The organism is Gorillibacterium timonense (genome assembly GCF_001457415.1).
Lineage (GTDB): Bacteria > Bacillota > Bacilli > Paenibacillales > NBRC-103111 > Gorillibacterium > Gorillibacterium timonense.
The window spans coordinates 1-21,527 of record NZ_LN881722.1 but is presented as its reverse complement, the minus strand read 5'-3'; the positions used below and the strand labels follow the sequence as shown (position 1 = coordinate 21,527).

The window sequence follows — 21,527 nt, the reverse complement described above, 5'->3', positions numbered from 1 at the left end:
CTTTCCTCCTGATCTCACAAGTTACGGGTTCGGACTGCTCGTCGAGCCCGCTGCATCCGCCGAAAGCTCGGAAGTGCCTGTTAGTTTTTCTTTCAGCCCGCAGGCTTCGTCGATGCGCCGAGCCGCCCGGCTGACGGTCGCTGCGGAAATGCCGTAGCGGCCCGCCACTTCTTCAAACGAGATGGCTCTGCGGTGCATCTTGGCGGTCAAATATTCGAGCGCAGCCGACCAGCCTTCGATCTTGGCGATGCGCGGCTTGGTCGGGTATACACAGGTCAAGTATTCCACCCAGAGCGTTTCCAAATCACACTGCTGCACCATATCGTAGCGCTTCTCCATTTGCTTGTGCGCAAGCGTAAGCACGGCCTGCCAGTCCTCTTCCCATTCGGGAAGCGAAGGGGAGTAGGGAGCGGCGCCTACGGTCCGCGTTCCTCCGGCCATGTACACCGGCAAAGGCCCGGTCATTCCCATGCTGCGCAGCGCGTAGAGGGCCATCCGCTTGAGGGTGTCGCTTTCGTCCGGTTCAAGTAGAAACTGCTTGAGCGCCGCTTCCGCTTCCTCATCTGCGATGGCTCCGAATGCCTGGATGACTTGGAGCTTCGTCTCGGCATCCCCATGCCTCAGTCCCCAGAAAAAGGACGAGCGGATGAGCGGGTCGCGCTTGATGCTCTCGGACAACGAACTCTCTCCTTCCTGCAGGGTGAGAGCCTTCTGCTCGAAGGGAAGATGGTAGTGGTAATGGAAGAACACCCCGTCCGTCTCCTGGCGATCCATCTGGTCAAGATAGAATCGGGCGATCTCCGCTTGCGGGTCCAGCTTCGCCGCCTGCCGCCATCTCTTGCGGGCTTCCTCGAAGCGTCCCGTATTGAAAGCGGCGACTGCCGTGTAATGATAGAGGCTCGGATCCTGCTCCTCGACCCCGATCCTCAGAAGCCGGCTGAACAGCCGGTAAGCTGTCTCATGATCGCCGAGAATCCCCATGGTCGTCGCGAGCTTGAACAAATATTCGGAGTGAAATGGATAGGTCTTCCGCAATTGGCTGGTAAGCTCCGCCAGCTTCTCGGTCTCGCCAAGGTGCTGGTAGAAGATCGCCAGATTGCACAGCGCATGCAAATTGCCCTCGTCGATCTCCAGCACATCGAACACCGTGCTGAGCGCCTTCTCGAAATCTCCTAGATAGTAATAACCGAGCGCCAGGTTGTTCCGGGCCGCGAGAAAATCCGGGTGTTTCTTGACGAGCTTCTGCAGCACGCCGGTCGCTTCCACGAATTTGCCCTCTTCCAGAAGACGCCGGGCATCATCATGCTCGTACATGCCTTCCCGGCTCTTCACGAAGCGAATCTGGATCGGGCGGCCAAGCTCGTAAGACAAGAGCTCGACCATCTCCTCCGCTTCCTCCAAATAGATGCCGTCCTCATCCGTCTCCAAGTAACGAAGCACGGCCTGCTCGGCGGAATCGAAATCGTCCATGTTGGCATAGTTATTCGCCAAATAGTAATAGCATTCCGTCATACCGGGATCGAGCTTCTCAAGAATGCCGAGAAGAATCTCGTTGGATTCCTCAAAGCTCCCGATCTCCGCGAGAACGCCGGCCAGATTGCAGTGATTGACCGCATTCTCCGGCTCGTATTCCACGGCTCGACGGAAATATTTTAATGCTTTATCGTAATGACAGCGGTCCAGAGAACGGACCGCCCGCTCGAAGAAGAAAGTCGCGTCGATTTTTAGCGGGATGATCTTCTGTTGCTTTTTGCGCTCGAGCGCCATTTTCTTACCCACGGGTCAGCACCTCCTCCAAAAACCCGCATGCCAAGCCTTGAATCGTCAAACCCCGCCATATTTAAACAGCGAACTGATCGAACCGCCCTCAACCACAATGTGAATCGCATTGGCGAGCAAGGGAGCTACCGAGATGACCTGGAACCGGGAAGCATGGTTGTCCGGGATTGCGATCGTATCGGTGATGACCACTTCCTTGATGTTCGGGTGGTCGAGCCGTTGTAGAGCCGGTCCGGAGAAAATCGGGTGAGTGGCGCACACATAAGAGTCGCCCGCTCCGCGTTCCTTAAGCCCTTCCACGACGTTGACGATGGTACCGCCGGAATCGATCATGTCCTCGATGATGATCGGTGTGTAGCCTTCGACTTCCCCGATGACGTGCGTGATAACCGACTCGTTGTGGGCCGGGCGCTTTTTGATCATGATGGCAAAAGGAGCGTTTAGGATGTTCGCAAGGCGTTCCGCCGTCGTGGCGCGGCCGGCATCCGGCGAAACTACGATCGGATTCGGGATATTTTTCTTGCGGATGTAATCGCTGATCAGGTCAAGCGCCGTCAGGTGATCGACCGGGATATTGAAGAAGCCTTGAATGGCGGCAGCGTGAAGATCCACCGTGATCATCCGGTCCGCTCCAACTGTGGCGAGCACGTCGGCAACCATTTTCGCCGAAATCGGTTCCCGAGGAGCCGCTTTGCGCTCCTGGCGCGAGTAGCCGTAGTAGGGAACGACCAGGTTGATGGTGCGGGCGGATGCCCGTTTGGCAGCGTCGATCATGACGAGCAGCTCAACAAAGTGTTCGTTGATCGGATGGGAGAAAGTTTGCACGATAAAGACGTCGCAGTTGCGGACCGGCTCCTCGTACAAGCAGTACAACTCACCGCTTTTGAACCGGGACAGCTTAACCTTCCCCAGGGGACGATCCAGTACCTTGGATATCTCCTCTGCCAATTTAGGGTTCGAGGACCCCGAAAAAATCTTCAAATTGCCGTTCATTTTAGACCTCCTAGTAATGGTGCGATCCACTCGCGTATGGCAGAGTCCTCCTCACGGAATAACGCTCACCGCCGTCCTTTGACGCCAACCGCCAACCGATCCGGAATCGAAATGCCCCCAGACAAATAAGGACATTCCGTCGAAGAACAATCCCCCGCCTCTGACTTGTCCTTCCCAAGTGTAATCAAAAAAACGGCCGTGTGCGCATTGCACAAGGGATTGTCAACAAACTGTCATAGAAATCGTCACGGTTCAATTATACCTGTTCAAAATGAATTTACAAAAGGGAAAGTTGCGCTTCTAGAGAAAAAAGCCCAAAACTCCCTCGAATGCTGCGAAAAACGTGCCGAAAAACAGCGGAAGGGACCCTGCGGCCGTCTCGGAAAGAGAGCGAGCGGCGGGTCCCCTTGGAGAGCAGCGTCGAATGTTGGAAGAGCCGCTCGCGCTATCTTTCGCGCTGGTATGCCGATTTATGCTGGATACTGGATGATGCCATTCACACTGCTTCGCTAATTTTCGCCAGATGCAGCCTTTCGAACAGTTGCACGGATTTCGCGAAGTTACCTTTCGCGCTGCCCCGATTATCTACTGGACACGCCTCTGAACCTTAACCAAGCAACTGTCGGTATTATTTGTTATGCCTGCGATCAAGCTCGGCCATCACGTCGTCAAGCGGCAGCTTCTCCTCTCGGAGCAGCACGAGTAGGTGGTAGATCAAGTCACTGGCCTCATAGCGCAATTCGTCGGCGCTGTGATTTTTGGCGGCGATGATCACCTCGGCGGCCTCTTCTCCGATCTTCTTCAAGATCTTATCGATGCCTCGCTCAAACAGGTACGTGGTATACGCGCCTTCCGGCCGTTCAACATCCCGGCGGGCGATCACCTCTTCGAGCACGGACAAGATTCGGAAGCGGTCTTCCCCGGCATGGAGGGTCCGGTCCAGTCCAAGCGCGGCTTTCCCAGCCTTTTCTGCCTCTTCGGTTTTCCAGTCTTGTTGTGCGCCCGCCTGTGCCACGTCCGCTGCAAGCGGAAGCTCCTCATTAAAGCAGGAATACGCGCCAGTATGACAAGCCGGCCCCGCCGGAATGACCTGAACGAGCAAAGCATCGCCGTCACAGTCGTAGCGGATCGCTTTCACCTGCTGCGTGTTGCCGGAGGTGGCACCCTTGTGCCAAAGCTCCTGCCTGGACCGGCTCCAGAACCAAGTCTCTCCGGTCTCAAGTGTCTTCTGCAGCGACTCCTCGTTCATGTAAGCAAGAGTGAGTACCGCCTTGCTCGCAGCATCCTGGACGATGGCGGGGACGAGTCCTCGTTCATCCCAACGGATGGCTTCAAGAGCTTCTCCTGCAATCAACTGTTTTGAATTCGTGCTTGCGTTAGCGGATTCCGTCACCGGATTTCCACTCCTTCCCTCTTCAAGCTGTCTTTGACTTCCCTTATGGACAATTCCTTGTAGTGAAAAATCGATGCTGCGAGCGCGGCGTCCGCGTTCGCCTCCCGGAACACATCGGCGAAATGCTCCGCATTCCCCGCGCCTCCCGACGCAATCACGGGAATGCCGACCCGATTCGCCACGCTCTTCGTGAGCGCCAGATCGAAGCCGTCCTTGGTCCCGTCCGCATCCATGCTGGTGAGGAGCAGCTCTCCCGCCCCCAACTCCTCCGCGCGCGACACCCAGTCGAGCGCGCGAATGCCGGTAGGCTTCCTCCCGCCGTGGGTATAGACTTCCCATTCGCCCCATTCGGGATTAAATCGGGCATCCACCGCCACGACTATACATTGGTTGCCGAATCGACGGGCTCCTTCGGCGATCAGCTCGGGGCGGAGCACCGCGGCGGTGTTGATTCCGATCTTGTCAGCCCCGGCGCGGAGCAGCCGCTTCATATCCTCGACGCTGCCGATTCCGCCTCCCACGGTAAATGGAATGGCGATCTCTCCAGCCGTTCGCCGGACGACCTCGACCATGGTCGCTCGACCTTCCACGGACGCGGAGATGTCGAGAAACACAAGCTCATCCGCACCTTCTCGGTCGTACAAGGCGGCCAGTTCCACCGGATCTCCGGCATCCCGCAGGTTGATGAAATTGACCCCTTTGACGACACGCCCGTCCTTCACGTCCAGACAGGGAATGATCCGCTTAGCCAACATCGGGTCGTCCTCCTTTGTCTTTAATGATCTCCAGCGATCCTCTCTGCCGACCCACTATCCTTAACGGATTAGGCGCTGCAAAGTCGGAACGCTGATTTCATAAATCAACCCAAGCTCCGCAGTGCCTCAGCTAATTCGATCTGGCCGGTATATAACGCTTTGCCGACGATAGCTCCGGCGATCCCGTCCTTCTCGTACTCGGCAAGCCGCTCCAAATCTTCATAGCGGCTCACACCACCCGAAGCGATCACTTCGCGTCCGGAGGCCTGCGCCAAGCTTACGATGGCTTCCACGTTCGGCCCCTTCATCATCCCGTCGCGGGAAATGTCCGTGAAGATGAAGGTTTTAGCGCCGACGGCAGCCAATTCCTTCGCGAGCGTCTCCGCCTTCACCTCGGAGGTGGTCAGCCAGCCGCGCGTGGCAACGAAGCCATTTCGGGCATCGATGCCGATAGCTACTTTGTCTCCGTATTCCGCGAGCGCCGCTTCCACAAAAGCTCGATCTTCGATGGCGGCAGTGCCGAGAATCACCCGGGACACCCCGAGCCGGACAAGCAAGGCCACATCCTCCAGCGTACGCAGGCCACCGCCGCATTGCACCGGGATTCCGACACTTCCTGCAATCGCCCCAATCACTTCCTGATTGACCGGCTTGCCTTCCTTGGCGCCGTCAAGATCGACCAGATGAATCCAAGAAGCGCCAGCGGCTGCCCAATCGGCGGCCGCGTCCTCTGGTCTTTCGCGGTACACCGTCTCTTGATTATAGTCGCCCTGCACAAGACGCACGCACTTGCCGCCGCGTATGTCGATGGCGGGATAGACAATGAATGACACAGCCGTCTTCCTCCCCTTGTGAAAGCCGAACGTGATGCTTTCCTTTTCTCATTTGAAATCAATCACTCTTGAGCGTGTTACCAAACCCACCCTATAACGTTCGAAAAACAGCTTGCTCCTAACGCCTGAAGAAGAGCCTTCGCGGCTCCAAACAAGCGGAACGGTGCGACCCGATCAACCGAGGAACGAGGACCGATTTGCTAACATGCACTAGCAGAGGCGTAGGAAGTTCCCGAGCAGCTGCAAGCCGACGGCTCCGCTTTTCTCCGGGTGAAATTGCATGCCGTACACATTATCGCGTCCGACGATCGCCGTTACCGGCTGGTGATAATCCGTCACCGCGATGAGGTCGTTCTTGATCTCCGGTCGTGCGTGATAGGAGTGAACGAAGTACACGTGGCCTTCCTCCACTCCCGCCGTAAGCGGGCTCTCCCGCAGGAAGGACAGCTTGTTCCAGCCCATGTGCGGCACCTTGTAGCTGCCTTCAAAGCGGACAACCTCTCCCGGAAGGAGGTCAAGCCCGGCGTGATTGCCGTGTTCTTCGCTGCGAGAAAACAAGAGCTGCATGCCGAGGCAGATTCCGAGCAGCGGCTTGCCGCTCGCCGCATACCGGCGAACGACCTCATCCAATCCACTCCGGTCAAGCTCCGCCATCGCGTCGCCGAACGCTCCGACACCGGGCAGAATAGCTCCGGAAGCGCCCAGAATCTCTTCCTCGTCCGCCGTTACGAGCGCTTCGGCGCCGAGCCGTTCCACCGCTTTCGTCACGCTGTGCAGATTGCCCATTCCGTAATCGACGATGGCAATCATGCTACAGCACTCCCTTCGTCGAGGGGACGCCCTTCACGCGCGGATCGTATCCGGTCGCTTCGTCCAGGGCCCGGCCGAGAGCCTTGAATACCGCCTCCACCATGTGGTGGGTGTTGCGGCCGTAATGCACGATCACGTGCAGCGTCATCCTCGCCTCCAGCGCCAGCTTCCACAGGAACTCGTGGACGAGCTCCGTCTGGAAGCTTCCGATCTGCGCCGACGGATACTCCGCCCGATACTCCAGATGCGGCCGGTTGCTGAGGTCGATGACGACCTGAGCCAGCGCCTCATCCATCGGAATGAACACACTGGCATACCGCTTGATGCCAGCCTTGTCTCCAAGCGCCTCCCGAAGAGCCTGCCCGAGGCAGATGGCAATGTCCTCGACGGTATGATGATCGTCGACCTCGACATCGCCTTTTGCCTGAAGCGTCAGATCAAACTGACCGTGGCGGGCGAACAGATCGAGCATGTGATTGAGAAAAGGAACATCCGTCTCCAGCTCGACAACGCCGCTTCCGTCGATGCCAAAGGCTAACGAGATGTCCGTCTCGCCCGTTTTCCGCGCAATACTGGCCGTTCTTTCTTTTCTCGCTTCCGTCATGCCTGCTCCCCCTCTTCTCTAAGCCGGATGGCGATCGCTTCCGCATGCGCGTCCAAGCCTTCTCCACGGGCGAGCTTGACAATCTTGGCGCCGTGCTGAAGAAGATCCTGCTTGCTGTAGTGAATCACGCTCGACTTCTTGATGAAATCGTCCACCGAGAGCGGCGACGAGAAGCGGGCCGTGCCGTTGGTCGGCAGCACATGGTTCGGGCCGGCAAAATAATCCCCGACCGGCTCCGCGCTATAAGGGCCGAGGAAAATCGCACCGGCGTTCTCGATCCGTCCGAGCAGCTCGAAGGGGGCTTCCGTGACCACCTCCAGGTGCTCCGGCGCGAGCCGGTTGACGACGCGGATCGCCTCATCCAGATCCGCAACCTTCAAGATCGCGCCGTAGTCGCGGAGTGAAGCCGCAGCGATCTCCCGCTTCGGCAGAGCGGCCAGCTGCCGCTCGACTTCCTGCTGCACAGCTGCGGCGAGAGCCGCCGACGGCGTCACCAGCACGGCCGACGCCATCTCGTCGTGCTCCGCCTGCGAGAGCAGGTCGGCGGCTAAATACGCCGGAGTCGCGCTGTCATCCGCCAGCACGACGATCTCACTCGGCCCCGCGATGCTGTCGATGTCCACCGCGCCAAACACTTGGCGTTTGGCGAGCGCGACATAGATGTTGCCGGGTCCGACGATCTTATCCGCGCGGGCGATCGTCTCCGTGCCGTAGGCGAGAGCCCCTACGGCCTGCGCTCCGCCGACGCGGTAGATCTCCGTGATGCCGCATTCCGCCGCGGCGACCAGCACATAGGGATTCACGCCCGGCACACCGGCCGTCGCCGGAGGCGTCACCATGACGATCTCCGGCACGCCCGCCACTTGGGCGGGAATCGCGTTCATCAGCACCGAGGACGGGTACGCCGCTTTCCCCCCGGGAACGTAGAGCCCGACCCGGCGCAGGGGCCGGATCACTTGGCCGAGCATCGTTCCGCTCGGCGCCAGATCGATCCAGGACGAGCGCTTTTGCTTTTCGTGGAAGGTCCGGATATTCACAGCCGCTTCCTTCAGGGCTGCGAGGAAGTCGTCATCTACATGAGCGTAAGCCTCCTGGATCTCTTCCTCCGAAATGCGCAGGCTGTCGATCCGGACACGGTCAAACTGCTCCGTGAAGCGATAGAGCGCGGCATCCCCCTCTTGCCGCACCGCCTCCAGAATCTCCGCGACTGCGCGGCTCTGCTCGGCATTGCCGCTGTCCACTTCCCGCTCCAGCGTGAATTCGTCCGCTCCAATAATCCGCATGCTTTCGTCCCATCCTCTCTCTTAACTGTCCAAGCTCCCTCGTAGCTCACAACCCGTTCTCTATCCCGTCGGTGAGCCCTCGGCGTTTATCTTTTAAATGTGACCTCATGTCCTGCTCGTGTATCCTTGTTCTGTTTCCGATGCCAGTAAAATCGCCTTGTCACCGGTTGCTCGCCGATGCTGCCTTATCCGTCGGAATGACTTCCCGAAGCCGGTCGCACAGCCGCTGGATTGCATCGCTTTTCAACCGGTAGCTAACCCGGTTGGCGATGAGTCGGCTCGTCACCGGGAAGATCGTCGTCAGCTCGACTAGGCCATTTTCCTTCAGGGTCTGCCCGGTCTCCACCATATCGACGATCCGGTCGGCGAGTCCGATCAAGGGAGCTAGCTCAATAGAGCCGTTCAGCTTGATCACTTCCACCTGCTGACCCTGCCTGCGAAAATAATCCGACGCCACATTCGGATACTTCGTCGCCACGCGAGGATGAAGCTCCGGCTGGTAATCCGGCAGTCCGATCACCGACATGCGACAGCGTGCGATTCCGAGATCAAGCAGCTCGTAGACATCCCGGTTCTCCTCGAGCAGCACATCCTTGCCGACAATCCCGACATCGACCGCGCCGTATTCCACATAGGTGGCGACATCGACCGGTTTGGCCAGGATGAACTCCATACCCGCCTCCGGAACCGTCACAATCAGCTTGCGCGATTCTTCCAGGTCGTCCGGTATGGAATAGCCCGCGGCCTGGAACAGCCGGATGGCGGATTTGTTAATCCGCCCCTTCGGCATCGCTACCTTCAAAAGCTCCGCCATCTCCCTCATTCCTTCCCTGAATCCTTCAAACCGCGATCATTCAAACACCAATAACTCTCCTGCTATATGGGGAAGCTCTTCCCCCTCGAGAACCAACCGCGTCTCTACGATCCGGTGTCCCGAAGCCCTCAGCTCCATCGCCTTCCCCAAGGCTACCGTTCGTTTCTCCGCGCGGTAAAGGATCGTCGTCTTCATCGGCTCCTCGGTCGGCTCCGAGCCCCATTCCAGAATCCGGTTCGTCTTCAGAGCGAATCCGGTCGCCGGCGCGGGCCTTCCAAACTGGCCGAGCAGATTATCGTACCGACCCCCGCTAACCACCGGGAAGCCGAGACCGGAGGCATAACCTTCAAAGGTCATTCCCGTGTAATAACCGAAATCGCCGACCATGGTCAGATCGACGAGCACATGCCCGGCCATCCCGTAAGCGTTCAGCACCTCCAGCATGCTGCGAAGGTGCTCGATCGCTTCCTGCGCTTCCGCATTTCGGGTCAAGCCATGGGCTTCGTCCAGAACCTCCGCTCCTCCGTGAATGCGAAGGATACTCTCCAGCTTCTCCTCCGTCCGCTCAGACAAACCGATCTCAGAGAGTATGCGCCGATAGCCCACATAATCCCGGTTCATCAAGCTTTCCTTCAAGATCTCCTGCTTCTCCGGCTGCCAGGGCAACAGCTCTTCAAACAGTCCGTTCAAGAAGCCGATATGGCCGAGCGCGATCTTGAACTCGCCGATTCCAGCCGCTTGCAGGGAAGCTACCGCAAGAGCAATCACCTCGGCATCGGCTTCGGCGGAGGCGTCCCCAACCAATTCGACCCCCGTCTGAAAAAACTCCGATTCCTTCCCCGCTTCTTCGGCAAAAGCCCGAAACACGTTGGAGTGATAGCACAGACGAAGCGGCAGCGGCTCTTCCTTAAGGAGGGAAGATACCACCCGCGCAATCGGCGCCGTCATATCGGAGCGGAGCACGAGCGTCCGTCCGTTCTGGTCGAGCAGCTTAAACAGCTTTTTGTCCGTCGTCGCGCTGGCCATTCCAACCGTATCGTAAAATTCCAGCGTAGGCGTGATGATCTGCCGGTATCCCCAGCGTTTCATGCATTCCAGTACGCGGAATTCAATCCTTCGCAGTCGTTCCACTGCCTCCGGAACGTAATCCTTCACACCCGTTGGCTTTTCAAACCCTCTTGGCTTGGACAAGCGGTTCCCCTCGTTTCATTCCAATTCACTTGCGATTTATCATTCTCTTTAGTTCGCTACCATGCTACCATATTAGCAAGATAAAGAATGTTGTTATGATATCACGATCACGTTTCCTCGTCAATCCGTCCGCCAGCAGCAACAGTCGTCGATCGATCCGTCGGTTCGTCCGTCGTTCCGCCAGACGATTCGCCAACCTTCCCCGCCCATTCGGATCTCTCGCCGGCTTGTCCTTCCCAGCCAGGCCGAATCACTTGCAATGGGTTTCCCGCTACAAAGCTCCCGGGCGCTACATCGCGCACGACCACCGATCCCGCTCCGACCATCGCATCATCCCCGATCGTAACGCCGGGAAGGATGATGCTGCCCGCTCCGATCATGACCCGGGAGCCGATACGCACATCGCCCAACCGGTATTCGCGGGTTAAGTATTCGTGACAGAGGATGGTGGTATTGTAGCCGATGATCGAATCGTCTCCCACCGTGATCCGCTCGGGAAAGAACACATCCGGCATCGCCATCAGGGCGAATGCCGTGTTCTCCCCCACTCTCATACCGAGAACATGTCGGAAGATCCAATTCTTCAAACGAAGAGAAGGCGAGTAGCGAGATACTTGAATGAATACAAAGTTGCGCATCGCCCTCCATGGGCTCACCGTCTTGTACACCTGCCACAGCGAATTCGGCCCGGTTACCGGGTACCGTTCTACCTTTCTCGGCACGGTTCATCCCTCTTTATTCCAACGATTTCGAGCAAATCCCACATGTCGTGAAGCATATAGTCCGGATGGTACGTCTGCAGGAATTCTTCCCCCTTAAGAGACCAAGCCACTCCCGCCGACAGCACTCCGGCCCGCTGTCCTGCGAGCAGATCGAAATGGCTGTCTCCGACCATCAGCGTTTTCTTCGGGTCCGCTTGCAAGAGGCTCACCGCGACGAGCACGCCGGCTGGATCAGGCTTGCCCACTTCGACATCCTCCGCCGTAACCACTTCATCCATATAAGCGTCATATCCGAACAGCCGAAGTCCCTTTTCCGTTGTTAGCCGCACTTTGTTCGTGACGATGCCCATCCGGATTCCGTTCTCGTGCAGCTTCTTCAGCACCTCGTCCACATTTGGAAATTTGCGCACCAGCTCATCATGCCGTTTAAGATTGTATTCCCGATAAGCCAGCACCAGGTCTCTTACATCCTCCTGGCCAGAAAAGAGTTGAAGCTGCTCCCCGAGCGGAAGGCCCATATAGGGAAGAATCTTTTCCCGGGTTAACGGCTCAGCGGTCTTTCCTTCAAGCACATGAAGAAAGGTGGTGATGATCAATTCGTTCGTATCCACAATAGTTCCGTCGAAATCAAACAAGATCGTGTCAATCATGGGGATCTCCTTTTCCTATTCGCTATTTAGCTCAGGGTATAAGAAGAAACGGCTGCGCCGCCCCGAAGGGACGACGACCGTTTCTCCCGCTTTTGCATGATTCGATTAAATCCAAGTACGCTGTCAGCCCTAATCGTGTGGATATGAATGCTGACAGCGTACCGGCTAGTTCCGTCCCTTATCCGTTCCCTCTGTATCCCCATCAATGGGCGAGTCCTCGGGGAAGTCTTCGGAGCTTTCTTCGGCCGCGTGACCCGGAATTCCCTCCGGCGTCGTTGTGGCTGCATCTTCCGAATTCACTCCATCGCTTTTCACCGCATGGGCCTCAACGGGAACCGAAATGGGTTCAGCGACAGCCGCATGGCTCTCGCCAGGACCAGCGCCCGCTGCCACCACTCGCGTGGACACGATCGGATCCAGGTACCGTTCCGAGGAATGGCCCTTCTTCCGGCGGTAAGTAATGATGATCACGGCTGCAATGACGAGCAGAACCGCTATCACCTGAGAAATCCGGATGTTCTTGCCCGGTTCCATTGCGCCCGATTCAAACAACAGCGTCATCGGCGACCATAAGCCATTCATCAGCTTCTCCAACCAGCCTGGGCCGGCAAAAGCAAGGCTGTCCGTGCGCAATCCTTCAATAAAGAAGCGTCCGATCGAATACCACATCAGGTAGCTAAACAACAGCTCGCCGGAACGGAGGAACGGCCTTCTTCTCAGCCAGAACAGGAGCAGCAAGCCCACGAAGTTCCACACCGATTCGTACAGGAACGTCGGGTGATGGTATGTGGTCCCGACCAGCATCTGATCGACGATAAACGAAGGCAAATGCAGCGTATCCCGCAAAAAGCTTTCGGAAACCGGGCCGCCGTATGCCTCTTGGTTGACGTAGTTTCCCCATCGCCCGATCATTTGTCCGAGCAGGAGGCTCGGCGCGCAAATATCGGCGATGCGCCAAAAGCTGTAGCCCTTGGCCCTTATGTAGAAAAATGCGCCGATGAAGGCACCGATCAAAGCGCCGTAGATGGCGATGCCGCCCTCCCATATTTTGAAGATATCCATGGGGGTATCGCGGTAATCCTCCCACTTGAAAGCCACGAAATAGAGCCTTGCGCCGACGATAGCCGACGGAACGCCGATCAGGAGAACATCCATGAAGAAATCGGGAATGATCCCGAACCGTTTCCCTTCCAGAATCGCCAGATAGAGACCGGCCAACGCTGCCGATGCCAAGATGATGCCGTACCACGTAACAGACAAGCTCCCGATGGAAAATGCGATTCGATCCAACGCCAAAACCATGCTTGTGCCCCTTTCCATCTATTCGCTTTCTCTTAATCCAAGTTCTCTGAATCCTCCGCAATCGTCTCCGTCAGTTTGTTGGCAAACTGCAGAGCCGCATTGAAGCCCATCCGCTTCAAGCGGTAGTTCATCGCTGCTACTTCGACGATAACCGCCAAGTTGCGTCCCGGACGAACCGGAATCGTCATCAGCGGAATATCGGTATCGATAATCCGTGTCGTTTCTTCATCCAATCCGAGACGGTCGTACTGCTTTTCCTGCTGCCAGGTCTCCAGCTTAACGACCAGGTTGATCTTCGTGTCGCTGCGGATCGCGCCTGCGCCGAACAGCGTCATGACGTTGATGATCCCGACTCCGCGAATTTCGAGCAGATGCTTAATCAGCTCCGGCGGGTTGCCGATCAGAACATTTTCTGCGGTCTGCCGGATTTCCACCGAATCATCCGTCACAAGCCGATGCCCGCGTTTCACCAGCTCGAGCGCCGTTTCGCTCTTGCCGATACCGCTGGACCCGGTGATGAGAACGCCGATGCCGTACACGTCGACCAGGACACCGTGAATGGTCGTGGTGGGAGCCATTTTGGTTTCCAAAAAGTTGGTCATCTGGCTGGAGAGCGTCGTCGTCGGCATGGTGCTGCGGACGATAGGAAGCTTCCGGGCCGTTGCGATCTCGATCAGCTCTTCCGGAACGGGCAGGCCACGGGTAACCAGAATGCACGGTGTTTCCTCCGAGCTGCACAGCTTGGCCAACCGCTCGTTGCGCTGGTCCTCGCTCAGCGTCATCAGGAACGTAAGCTCGGTTTTGCCGAGAATTTGAATCCGTTCCGACGGATGGTAGTTGAAATACCCGGCGATCTCCAGTCCGGGACGATACAGATCCGACACGGTGATCAGGCGCTGCAAGCCCTCTTCGGCGCAGACGACCTCCAGCTTAAAGCGTTTGACCAGTTCGGCAATTTTTACTTTTTTGGCCATGTTGCGTTGCTCCTTCTCTCTCCAATAGGTACATCGTATCGGAATTGAGTTCTGAAATCAACAAAAGTCGAATCCATTCTCTTCCACATTTTCATAGCGGCAGTCTGCCCCGATAGACGAGGTCCGTTCCCGCCACAAGTTAGGGAACGGACAGTCAACCGCGAGAATCGCCTCTTAGAGCGTGTTTGCAAACCCGTTCTTAGTAAAAAAGGGTCAGCCTTTTGGCTGACCCTTTGAACTTGAGTGCAAGCTTATTTTTCAACCAGGACCGATTCCGTCGACTCTTTGTCGAAGAAATGGACTTTGTTCATGTCGATAGCCAGGCGGACATTGTTGCCTTCCTTAGCTGCCGAGCGAGCGTCTACGCGGGCGATAATCGAGCTGGTGCCGATTCCGTTCAGGTAGAGGTACATTTCGTGACCGAGGTTTTCCGATACTTCCACGTGAGCATTCACGATAGAGTTCGGGGATCCTTCCAGGAAGATCGGCTCGTCATGGAGTTCTTCCGGACGAACGCCGAGAACGATTTCCTTGTTGACGTAGCCCTTGGATTTGAGGATCTGGGCGCGGCCTGCAGGAACTTCCAGGTTTGCTCCTTCGGCTTTGAACTTCAGGCTACCGCCTTCTTCGACGAGCTTGCCGTTCAGGAAGTTCATCGAAGGAGATCCGATGAAGCCAGCTACGAACATGTTTACCGGGTGGTTGTAGATTTCTTCCGGCGTAGCGGCTTGTTGAATGATGCCTTTATCCATAACGACTATTCGTTGGCCCATGGTCAAGGCTTCCGTTTGGTCATGCGTTACGTAGATGAACGTCGTTCCGAGACGTTTGTGAAGCTTGGTGATTTCAGCGCGCATTTGTACGCGGAGTTTAGCATCCAAGTTGGAGAGCGGTTCGTCCATCAGGAACACTTGCGGTTCGCGGACGATCGCGCGGCCCAGAGCAACACGTTGACGTTGACCGCCGGACAGAGCCTTCGGCTTGCGGTCCAGAAGATGTTCGATATCAAGGGTCTTGGCAGCGGCACGGACGCGAGCGTCGATGTCGGCTTTCTTGAATTTGCGCAGCTTCAGACCGAATGCCATATTTTGATAAACGTTCATGTGCGGATACAGAGCGTAGGATTGGAACACCATCGCGATGTCGCGGTCTTTCGGAGCGACGTCGTTGACCAGACGGTCGCCGATGTACAGTTCGCCTTCAGAAATTTCTTCGAGGCCCGCGATCATGCGGAGCGTGGTGGATTTGCCGCAACCCGAAGCGCCTACCAGAACGAGGAATTCCTTATCTTTAATGTCCAAGTGAAAGTCTTTAACCGTCGCTTCATCGTTACCGGGGTACTTCTTCACAATATGGTTCAAGCGAACGCCAGCCATGCGTATTCCTCCCGAATGAATAAATTGTGCTCCTTCTTGAGTACATGTTCATGATAACCTACTCCCAGCCAAAACACTATGCACAATCCCTACAAAAAATCCTACTGCCTTTTCGTAACTTTATACAATAGCACGGCAATTCTCACCAATACGGCATCATTGAAGGTGCGGACGTCGAGTCCGGTTTCCTGCTTGAACTTGTCCAGCCGGTAGAGGAGCGTATTGCGGTGGATATACAGCTTCTTGGCGGTCTCGCTCACATTGCATTCAAGTGCGAAGAAGCTCTCCAGCGTAGTGAGCAGCTCGCCCTCCAATGACGGATCGCTGCGCTTGAACACCCTGCTCACGAAAAGCAGCTTCTCTTCTTCGGGAATCTCGTAGAGCAGCTTCTCCATTTGGAGTTTCCAAGGCAGGTGGATGTTGATCCCCGGATGGAACGCTTTGCCTAGCAAAATCGTCTCTCGCAGCTGAAGGGCGACCGGAAGCAGCGATTTAGCCGGCGTCATCGGATAATCGATGCTCAGATGACATTCACCGAGCCATTCGCTCGACAGCATCTCATACATGCCTTCCGCCAATGCGCTGAGCGAATCCTCGACCCGGTCCTCGCCCTCCTCTTCTCCGTAGCTGTCCGCGAGCAGCGTCTCCGGAGCCAGAATAAGCCACTCCTTGTCCATGAGCGGAATCAGATGAATTTCCGTATCGAAAAACGATTCCAACAGCTTCTTGAATTCCCGATAAGGAAGCTGCTTCCGCGCTGCAGAGAACTCACCTGTGAGCAGGAGCGGAATTCGCGGTTTGTGAAAGCCGATCTGAGAGGCAAGCGGCTCCGGAAGCTCTGCCGAGGTCTGCCCGCTCTCCAGGTGCTGCAGGAACCAATCCCGTACGAGAATAGCCCGGCGCTCCTCTTGGGCGTTGGGGTTGGGCGCTTTCGGCTGGCTGCCCATCTTGCCCGCTTCTACCGCAAGCTCAATGAGTGCCTGCTCTCTCTCCGAGAGATTGCCCGCAACGGCCAGCAGCAGCAGTCCGTCGGCGGTGTCCTCAAGCGGAAAAAGCCTCTCCCCGCTCTGCCCATCCCCGTCCGCTGAGCCGGCTTTATCCCCGCCCTTCCTGCTGTGATCATGCGGCTCATTGCGGAGCGATACTGCCGCTCCAAGCCTTTGCTCCAGTTGCTCCGCCAGCTTCTCCCAGTCCATAGCCGCTCTCCGATCCGTCTCTTTTTCTCCATGATACCCCATAAATCAGCCAAAAAGAAACCCCTTGGACAGGGCCCAAAGGGTTTCTCACAGCGCGGGATAGAGAAGAAGCAGGATGACAGCCAGAAGCGTAAAGGCAATTTCCACCAGATAAAGAAAGGCGACGGTCTGCGTCTGACTGAGTCCCCACCGCATCAGCAGATGATGCGTATGCAGATTATCGGCCCGGTGCAGCCCGCTCCCGCGCATAAGCCGGCGCATGAAAACCTGCGCAGTATCGAAGATCGGCACCCCAAGCGCCAGGATCGGAACGAACAGCGAAATCACCGTTGCGCTCTTGAAGGAGCCGTTTACAGCGAGAACGGCGATCGTATAGCCGAGGAAGACCGCCCCCGAATCGCCCATAAAGATTCGCGCCGGGTAGAAATTATAAGCCAGAAACCCGAGGCTGACTCCGAAGAGGATGGCCGCCAGAACAGCCGATTCGGTTTGCCGCTGCCATAACGCTGCAACGAACAACGCCGCTGAGGCGATCGTGATGATCCCTGAGGCAAGCCCATCTACTCCATCGATAAAGTTGATCATGTTAGGGATGGCGAACATCCAGAGAATCGTAGCAACCCAAGCGACCGCCTGCGGAAACACGATCATACCGTGCAGCCCGCGGACGCTTGAAATCTCGATCCCGAACGCAAGCGGCACAACCGCCGCCAAGAGATAGACGATGAGGCGGGGCCATACGGGATACTCCTTGCCCCTCGTCTTAAAGGAATCATCCAAAAGCCCCATGAAGGCCATCAGCGTTCCCCCGGTTAGGATCGTCTTGGTCTGCGCCGTCCACCCGGTATAGAGCAGGATCGACACAACGACGCCGATGTAAATGGCCGCGCCGCCGAGCAGTGGAATCGGCTGTCCGTGGATCTTCCTTCCGCCGGGTCGATCCACAAAGCCGCTGCGAAGCGCAAGAGAACGAATAGGGGGAATGAGCAAGAGCACCAAGAGCATGGCAGTGAGCCAGGGAATTGCATAGGACATGGCCGGATTCCCTCCGTAGGAAACAAATATGCTTTGTTAGGCTTCCCCAGTACCGGCTCCTTATCCCTTCGCCTCTTCCTTCTCATCCAGGTTCATCAGATAGCTTTCCACCATAGCGATGAGCCCTTTTTTGATGCGCTCCTCGGAGATCGGCACCTTCGAGAACACCAGCATGTCCACCACCTGACCGATCGCCTCAAAGACCACGAAGGCAGCCGCTTCCGGATCGTCGAGTATGAGCTCATCCTTCCAGTTGTTAAAATACTTTAGCGTCATCTCGCGACTGCGTTCATACTGCTCATCCATCAAGTGGCGCACGACCGGATCGGAGTAATACAGCACCTTCATTTCATTATGAAAGCTCTTGAATACCTGGTGCGCGCTGATCAGGCTGTCCACCAGCGTGGGCAATACCATCCTCTTGTCGTCTACCTTGATATCGATCTCACTAAGCTCCCGCTCCATCCGATCAACAAACTCTCGGTTGTAGAGAAGCACGGCATCGAGAAAGATCGCCCGCTTGTCCGCATAATACGAATAGACACTGCCCGTCGATACGCCTGCAGCCGCGGCGATCTCCTTCGTGTTGGTCGCATGGTAGCCTTTTTCGGAAAAGAGCTGGATGGCAGCATGGAGGATCAGCGTCTTCGTCTTCATACTTCGTTCTTGTCGTGGAGTACGAACTCGATCTTTGGGTTCCATATCCTTTCGTCCCCCTTCTCTCCAAATTCTAAAAGACATTGGACGGTACCGCAAGCATGCATCGGTTATTCGATCGTTCTTCGTAAATTGTCTGATTGACAAATGCGAACTTAGGTTCATATAATCAAACGTGAAATAAAGTTCATATTAGAAATAGAAAGAAGGCATTTTATGAAATGGAATGGACGCTCCGCCCTCTCGTTTTGCGCGATTGTACTCGGATTTTTCATGGCACTGCTGGATTCGACCATCGTGAACATCGCTCTGCCCGAAATGATGCATTCCTACTCTAGCTCTGTCCGCGAGATCTCCTGGGTGATGAACGGCTATAATCTGGCGTTTGCCGTCTTCATTCTGACCTCCGCCCGGCTCGCCGATCAATTCGGTCGAAAAAAGCTGTTTCTCATCGGTTTGGCTGTCTTCACGCTATCCTCTCTCTTCGCAGGTCTCTCAACGAGCAGCGAAGCCTTGATCGCATGCCGGGTCGTGCAAGGGCTCGCTGGCGCCATCATCGTTCCGGTTACGGTTCCGCTCACCACCTCGACATTTCCTAAAGAATTACATGGGGTGGTTATCGGGATTTGGGGGGCCGTCTCCGGGTTGGCCGCCGCCAGCGGCCCTGCTCTGGGGGGCATTTTGATCGATTGGCTAAGCTGGCCGTGGATTTTCTTCGTCAATGTGCCGCTCGGCATCCTGAGCATCGTCCTCACGGTCGCATTCATTCAGGAATCGGTCGATCCCTCCTCAGACAAAAGAATCGACTGGGCGGGCATGCTCAGCATTTCCGCCGCGATGTTCTGCCTCACCTATGCCTTTATCAAGGTACCCGATTACGGATGGGGCTCTCCTACTACCTTATTTCTCTTTGGGGTAAGCCTCCTCGCATTCTTTTGCTTTGCCCTTGCCGAATCCAAGGGCAAGCACCCCATGCTCCCCCTCTCGCTGCTCCGAATCGGTGTCTTCAACCGGGCAGCGGCCACTCTCATCGTAGCCGGCGGCGCCATTATGAGCGTTGCGTTCCTCATGTCGTTCTTCCTCACCCGGATCGTCGGGATGAGCGAGCTCCACGCCGGGCTCACCATTTCGGTGATGGCTCTCGCCTCGATGTGCACCTCTGTCTTCTCAGGTCCTCTCTCTGCGAAATACGGAAGCCGTTGGTTTGCCGCTGCCGGCATGCTCCTCATGATCTTGTCGATCTATACCTTTCGGAGCCTTACCTCTGACTCCTCTACCATCGTTATTATGCTTCGCCTCGCTTTGTCGGGTCTCGGACTCGGCCTCTGCCTATCACCGGTTATCGCCGCCTCCGTTCGCAACGTTCCCGAGGAGAAGGTCGGCATCGCCTCCGGTGTAGTCAACATGGCACGCGCCATTGGAAATGTGCTTGGCGTCGCCATCCTGGCTACGGTGCTGAACAACGCCATGACGAGCGAAATGGACCATGCCAAAGAGGTAAGCTTGACGCATCTTCAATCCGTTCAAGAGTTAGCGCCCGAGTGGAAGCAGGTCGTGGGTACACGAATCGAACAAACTCTTGTTTCAGATAACGGGAACTCTACTTCTTCTATTAACAGCTTTAAGCCGGCGGAGCTGAGCGCGCTTCTTGATCAGCAGAAGGAGGCCATCACCAAGACGCTTTCGGACGAACAGCGAGAAGCTTTCTTGAAGGAGTATGATCAACAAAAGAAAATGGTCACGGACCAGTTCCTCTTCTTGCAAAGCCGCCTACAAAAAGCCGGAGAAAACGCCTTCCATCATACATTTGGCTTCTCTTGCCTCATTCTCCTAATTGGGGTTCCTCTCGCACTTGGCAGCGATGTTCGCTATCGGACTCGCAAAAAGCTTCTGAAGAGCGCCAACGCCTCTGCCGATCACCCCTGAACCAATTGCTTCCTAACGCAAAAAAGGGACGTTCTCACCGGATTGCTCCGAAAGAACGTCCCTTTTCTATAGAATGAGCCATGTAGGACTCGAACCTACGACACCCTGATTAAAAGTCAGGTGCTCTACCAACTGAGCTAATGGCTCATACAAAATGGTGGAGGCTGATGGATTCGAACCACCGAACTCGTCAGAGAACAGATTTACAGTCTGCTGCGTTTGGCCACTTCGCTAAGCCTCCATAAAATGGTGGCTCGGGACGGAATCGAACCGCCGACACGAGGATTTTCAGTCCTCTGCTCTACCGACTGAGCTACCGAGCCAAACCGTAAACGGACAAAAAAAATTTTGCGTCATAGGCGCAAAGAGTAAGCTTTTCTCTTGTTGTAAAATGGCGGAGCCGACGGGATTCGAACCCGCGGTCTCCTGCGTGACAGGCAGGCATGTTAGGCCTCTACACCACGGCTCCGCATCAACAAAAGAGAATCGTGTAAAGATGGTGCCGACGAAGGGACTCGAACCCCCGACCTGCGGTTTACGATACCGCTGCTCTACCAACTGAGCTACGTCGGCTTATGGTGGAGGCTGAGGGGATCGAACCCCCGACCCTCTGCTTGTAAGGCAGATGCTCTCCCAGCTGAGCTAAGCCTCCATAATCGACAAGACATTTGATATCTTACCATATTTGAAGCAAGTTGACAAGCTAATATTGGTAGCGGCGAAGGGAATCGAACCCCCGACCTTTCGGGTATGAACCGAACGCTCTAGCCAGCTGAGCTACACCGCCACATCAACCGAGCGAATGAAGGGAATGGCGGAGAGGGAGGGATTCGAACCCTCGCGGCTGTTACACCCTAACGCTTTAGCAAAGCGCCCCCTTCGGCCACTTGGGTACCTCTCCATATATCCCCAAAAAGGAAGCGCGGCTTCTCAGCCCGCGTCTACTGCTTTTCAGGTGCCTCATGACAAGGCCTATCAAGGAAGGTTATTCCCTGAAAACCGGATGCGAAGCAACTCGCGTGGAACATTCCTACCTGTGTGTCCCCTTGTTATCGGGGCCCCCGCAAAGTACCAGGAATCCGCTTCGTCAGCGTTCCCTTCACTTTATGGGGTCTATTTGGATAAGCCCTCGACCGATTAGTATCCGTCAGCTGCATGCGTTGCCGCACTTCCACCTCGGACCTATCAACCTGGTCGTCTTCCAGGGGTCTTACGAATTGGGAAATCTCATCTT

Annotated in this window: 19 protein-coding genes, 8 tRNA genes and 1 rRNA gene; 1 reads left to right on the top strand and 27 read right to left on the bottom strand. The window is 56.2% G+C overall.

The annotated features are described in order from the left end of the window. Positions 1–21 precede the first annotated feature (21 nt). The 18 genes from BN2684_RS04730 to BN2684_RS04645 form a co-directional block, all read right to left on the bottom strand. Positions 22–1,767 (bottom strand): tetratricopeptide repeat protein, encoded by a 1,746-nt coding sequence (locus BN2684_RS04730; protein ID WP_058301568.1) that lies wholly within the window; start codon positions 1,765–1,767, stop codon positions 22–24. 57 nt (positions 1,768–1,824) lie between these two features. Beyond that, positions 1,825–2,772, bottom strand: coding sequence for a ribose-phosphate diphosphokinase (locus tag BN2684_RS04725; RefSeq protein ID WP_058301034.1), 948 nt, complete (start codon positions 2,770–2,772; stop codon positions 1,825–1,827). A gap of 628 nt (positions 2,773–3,400) precedes the next feature. Beyond that, a complete protein-coding gene (gene hisIE, locus BN2684_RS04720) occupies positions 3,401–4,126 on the bottom strand; it encodes a bifunctional phosphoribosyl-AMP cyclohydrolase/phosphoribosyl-ATP diphosphatase HisIE (RefSeq protein ID WP_392388997.1) in 726 nt (241 codons plus the stop codon). A gap of 35 nt (positions 4,127–4,161) precedes the next feature. After that, positions 4,162–4,920, bottom strand: a complete 759-nt coding sequence (hisF, locus tag BN2684_RS04715; RefSeq protein ID WP_058301033.1) for an imidazole glycerol phosphate synthase subunit HisF — start codon at positions 4,918–4,920, stop codon at positions 4,162–4,164. Positions 4,921–5,024: 104 nt separating this feature from the next. Then, on the bottom strand, positions 5,025–5,753 hold the full coding sequence (hisA, locus tag BN2684_RS04710) for a 1-(5-phosphoribosyl)-5-[(5-phosphoribosylamino)methylideneamino]imidazole-4-carboxamide isomerase (protein ID WP_058301032.1): 729 nt from the start codon (positions 5,751–5,753) through the stop codon (positions 5,025–5,027). 210 nt (positions 5,754–5,963) lie between these two features. After that, a complete protein-coding gene (hisH, locus tag BN2684_RS04705; RefSeq protein WP_058301031.1) occupies positions 5,964–6,563 on the bottom strand; it encodes an imidazole glycerol phosphate synthase subunit HisH in 600 nt (199 codons plus the stop codon). Between the two features lies 1 nt (position 6,564). After that, the gene (gene hisB, locus BN2684_RS04700; RefSeq protein WP_058301030.1) at positions 6,565–7,167 is read right to left on the bottom strand and encodes an imidazoleglycerol-phosphate dehydratase HisB; all 603 of its coding nucleotides are present in this window, start codon (positions 7,165–7,167) and stop codon (positions 6,565–6,567) included. Next, positions 7,164–8,450, bottom strand: a complete 1,287-nt coding sequence (gene hisD, locus BN2684_RS04695; RefSeq protein WP_058301029.1) for a histidinol dehydrogenase — start codon at positions 8,448–8,450, stop codon at positions 7,164–7,166. The genes hisB and hisD overlap by 4 nt, the downstream gene beginning before the upstream one ends. A 160-nt stretch (positions 8,451–8,610) precedes the next feature. Then, on the bottom strand, positions 8,611–9,264 hold the full coding sequence (gene hisG / locus BN2684_RS04690; protein WP_058301028.1) for an ATP phosphoribosyltransferase: 654 nt from the start codon (positions 9,262–9,264) through the stop codon (positions 8,611–8,613). Positions 9,265–9,300: 36 nt separating this feature from the next. Next, positions 9,301–10,455: an ATP phosphoribosyltransferase regulatory subunit gene (locus BN2684_RS04685; RefSeq protein ID WP_058301027.1), complete on the bottom strand. Its 1,155-nt coding sequence runs from the start codon at positions 10,453–10,455 to the stop codon at positions 9,301–9,303. A 107-nt stretch (positions 10,456–10,562) separates the two neighbouring features. After that, positions 10,563–11,177, bottom strand: coding sequence for an acyltransferase (locus tag BN2684_RS04680; protein ID WP_234340167.1), 615 nt, complete (start codon positions 11,175–11,177; stop codon positions 10,563–10,565). Continuing rightward, positions 11,162–11,827: a pyrophosphatase PpaX gene (gene ppaX / locus BN2684_RS04675; protein WP_058301026.1), complete on the bottom strand. Its 666-nt coding sequence runs from the start codon at positions 11,825–11,827 to the stop codon at positions 11,162–11,164. The genes BN2684_RS04680 and ppaX overlap by 16 nt, the downstream gene beginning before the upstream one ends. Positions 11,828–11,992: 165 nt before the next feature. Beyond that, the gene (lgt, locus tag BN2684_RS04670; RefSeq protein ID WP_058301566.1) at positions 11,993–13,129 is read right to left on the bottom strand and encodes a prolipoprotein diacylglyceryl transferase; all 1,137 of its coding nucleotides are present in this window, start codon (positions 13,127–13,129) and stop codon (positions 11,993–11,995) included. A 32-nt stretch (positions 13,130–13,161) separates the two neighbouring features. Then, positions 13,162–14,103 (bottom strand): HPr(Ser) kinase/phosphatase, encoded by a 942-nt coding sequence (gene hprK, locus BN2684_RS04665; protein WP_058301025.1) that lies wholly within the window; start codon positions 14,101–14,103, stop codon positions 13,162–13,164. A gap of 251 nt (positions 14,104–14,354) precedes the next feature. Beyond that, on the bottom strand, positions 14,355–15,479 hold the full coding sequence (locus BN2684_RS04660) for an ABC transporter ATP-binding protein (RefSeq protein ID WP_058301024.1): 1,125 nt from the start codon (positions 15,477–15,479) through the stop codon (positions 14,355–14,357). Positions 15,480–15,580: 101 nt separating this feature from the next. After that, on the bottom strand, positions 15,581–16,675 hold the full coding sequence (locus tag BN2684_RS04655) for a PucR family transcriptional regulator (protein ID WP_058301023.1): 1,095 nt from the start codon (positions 16,673–16,675) through the stop codon (positions 15,581–15,583). An 87-nt stretch (positions 16,676–16,762) separates the two neighbouring features. After that, complete coding sequence (locus BN2684_RS04650; RefSeq protein ID WP_058301022.1) at positions 16,763–17,710, bottom strand: MraY family glycosyltransferase; 948 nt, start codon at positions 17,708–17,710, stop codon at positions 16,763–16,765. 60 nt (positions 17,711–17,770) lie between these two features. Next, complete coding sequence (locus BN2684_RS04645; protein WP_058301021.1) at positions 17,771–18,412, bottom strand: TetR/AcrR family transcriptional regulator; 642 nt, start codon at positions 18,410–18,412, stop codon at positions 17,771–17,773. A gap of 171 nt (positions 18,413–18,583) precedes the next feature. Between BN2684_RS04645 and BN2684_RS04640 the strand changes: the two genes are divergently transcribed. Next, positions 18,584–20,293, top strand: coding sequence for an MFS transporter (locus tag BN2684_RS04640; RefSeq protein WP_058301020.1), 1,710 nt, complete (start codon positions 18,584–18,586; stop codon positions 20,291–20,293). 74 nt (positions 20,294–20,367) lie between these two features. On the opposite strand, the gene BN2684_RS04635 is transcribed toward BN2684_RS04640, so the two are convergent. The 9 genes from BN2684_RS04635 to BN2684_RS04595 form a co-directional block, all read right to left on the bottom strand. After that, positions 20,368–20,440, bottom strand: a tRNA-Lys gene (locus BN2684_RS04635). Between the two features lie 8 nt (positions 20,441–20,448). Then, positions 20,449–20,534, bottom strand: a tRNA-Tyr gene (locus BN2684_RS04630). Between the two features lie 6 nt (positions 20,535–20,540). Continuing rightward, positions 20,541–20,616 (bottom strand) — tRNA-Phe (locus tag BN2684_RS04625). A gap of 69 nt (positions 20,617–20,685) precedes the next feature. Next, positions 20,686–20,762, bottom strand: a tRNA-Asp gene (locus tag BN2684_RS04620). 28 nt (positions 20,763–20,790) lie between these two features. Next, a tRNA-Thr gene (locus BN2684_RS04615) sits at positions 20,791–20,866 on the bottom strand. Between the two features lie 3 nt (positions 20,867–20,869). Continuing rightward, positions 20,870–20,945 (bottom strand) — tRNA-Val (locus BN2684_RS04610). Positions 20,946–21,003: 58 nt separating this feature from the next. Continuing rightward, a tRNA-Met gene (locus tag BN2684_RS04605) sits at positions 21,004–21,080 on the bottom strand. Between the two features lie 25 nt (positions 21,081–21,105). Beyond that, positions 21,106–21,194, bottom strand: a tRNA-Ser gene (locus tag BN2684_RS04600). Between the two features lie 216 nt (positions 21,195–21,410). Next, positions 21,411–21,527: ribosomal RNA gene (locus tag BN2684_RS04595) — 23S ribosomal RNA — on the bottom strand; the annotation flags it as partial.

Excerpts from the sequence above, each read along its gene's own strand:
- BN2684_RS04730 (WP_058301568.1), bottom strand. The coding sequence starts at position 1,767 with ATGGCGCTCGAGCGCAAAAAGCAACAGAAGATCATCCCGCTAAAAATC.
- BN2684_RS04725 (WP_058301034.1), bottom strand. The coding sequence starts at position 2,772 with ATGAACGGCAATTTGAAGATTTTTTCGGGGTCCTCGAACCCTAAATTG.
- hisF (WP_058301033.1), bottom strand. The coding sequence starts at position 4,920 with ATGTTGGCTAAGCGGATCATTCCCTGTCTGGACGTGAAGGACGGGCGT.
- hisH (WP_058301031.1), bottom strand. The coding sequence starts at position 6,563 with ATGATTGCCATCGTCGATTACGGAATGGGCAATCTGCACAGCGTGACG.
- hisB (WP_058301030.1), bottom strand. The coding sequence starts at position 7,167 with ATGACGGAAGCGAGAAAAGAAAGAACGGCCAGTATTGCGCGGAAAACG.
- hisD (WP_058301029.1), bottom strand. The coding sequence starts at position 8,450 with ATGCGGATTATTGGAGCGGACGAATTCACGCTGGAGCGGGAAGTGGAC.
- hisG (WP_058301028.1), bottom strand. The coding sequence starts at position 9,264 with ATGGCGGAGCTTTTGAAGGTAGCGATGCCGAAGGGGCGGATTAACAAA.
- ppaX (WP_058301026.1), bottom strand. The coding sequence starts at position 11,827 with ATGATTGACACGATCTTGTTTGATTTCGACGGAACTATTGTGGATACG.
- lgt (WP_058301566.1), bottom strand. The coding sequence starts at position 13,129 with ATGGTTTTGGCGTTGGATCGAATCGCATTTTCCATCGGGAGCTTGTCT.
- hprK (WP_058301025.1), bottom strand. The coding sequence starts at position 14,103 with ATGGCCAAAAAAGTAAAAATTGCCGAACTGGTCAAACGCTTTAAGCTG.
- BN2684_RS04660 (WP_058301024.1), bottom strand. The coding sequence starts at position 15,479 with ATGGCTGGCGTTCGCTTGAACCATATTGTGAAGAAGTACCCCGGTAAC.
- BN2684_RS04655 (WP_058301023.1), bottom strand. The coding sequence starts at position 16,675 with ATGGACTGGGAGAAGCTGGCGGAGCAACTGGAGCAAAGGCTTGGAGCG.
- BN2684_RS04650 (WP_058301022.1), bottom strand. The coding sequence starts at position 17,710 with ATGTCCTATGCAATTCCCTGGCTCACTGCCATGCTCTTGGTGCTCTTG.
- BN2684_RS04645 (WP_058301021.1), bottom strand. The coding sequence starts at position 18,412 with ATGGAACCCAAAGATCGAGTTCGTACTCCACGACAAGAACGAAGTATG.
- BN2684_RS04640 (WP_058301020.1), top strand. The coding sequence starts at position 18,584 with ATGAAATGGAATGGACGCTCCGCCCTCTCGTTTTGCGCGATTGTACTC.